At 57.3% G+C, this 607-nt stretch carries 1 pseudogene; it reads left to right on the top strand.

Features of this window, described 5'->3' with window-relative positions:
* Positions 1–585 (top strand): annotated as a pseudogene (locus IB244_RS31615) (IS5 family transposase); the annotation flags it as partial.
* Positions 586–607 lie beyond the last annotated feature (22 nt).

The following is a 607-nucleotide window of genomic DNA, read 5'->3' on the forward strand; positions in this document are numbered from 1 at the left end:
TCAGACGGTCAAACGGCGCTATTACCGTTGGATCGAGCAGGGCATATTCGACCGGATTTTCGAAGCAGTTTCTGTCGATCCGGACATGGAGTGGTTGTCCATCGACGCCACGGTTATCCGGGCGCAGGCCCAAGCCGCCGGCGGGCGGCGAAAAAGGGGGGAGCGCAAGCCCAGGCTCTCGGCCGCTCCCGAGGTGGATTTGGCAGCAAAATCCATGCGGTAGTTGATGCACTGGGATTGCCGGTTCGCTTTCAACTCGGCCCTGGACAACAGAACGACATGGCACCGGCTTGCGACCTTATCCGCGCACTCCCAGCCAAACAGGTGCTCGCGGATCGCGCCTATGATGCCGACAGCTTGCATGACATCATTCTTGATCAAGGCGGCGAGCCAGTCATTCCGCCACGCCGACATCGCAAGCACCAACATGCCTATGATCGCCTTGCCTACAAACAGCGATGGGGCATTGAGAGCTTCTTCGCCAAGCTCAAACAATGGCGGCGTATCGCAACGCGCTACGACAAGATCGCCGACAACTTCCTCGGCTTCATAAAGCTCGCGAGCATCATGCTATGGATCAAATAGTTAAATTGTCACCACAGCCTAG

It is taken from the genome of Rhizobium sp. RHZ02, assembly GCF_014851575.1.
GTDB lineage: Bacteria > Pseudomonadota > Alphaproteobacteria > Rhizobiales > Rhizobiaceae > Rhizobium > Rhizobium altiplani.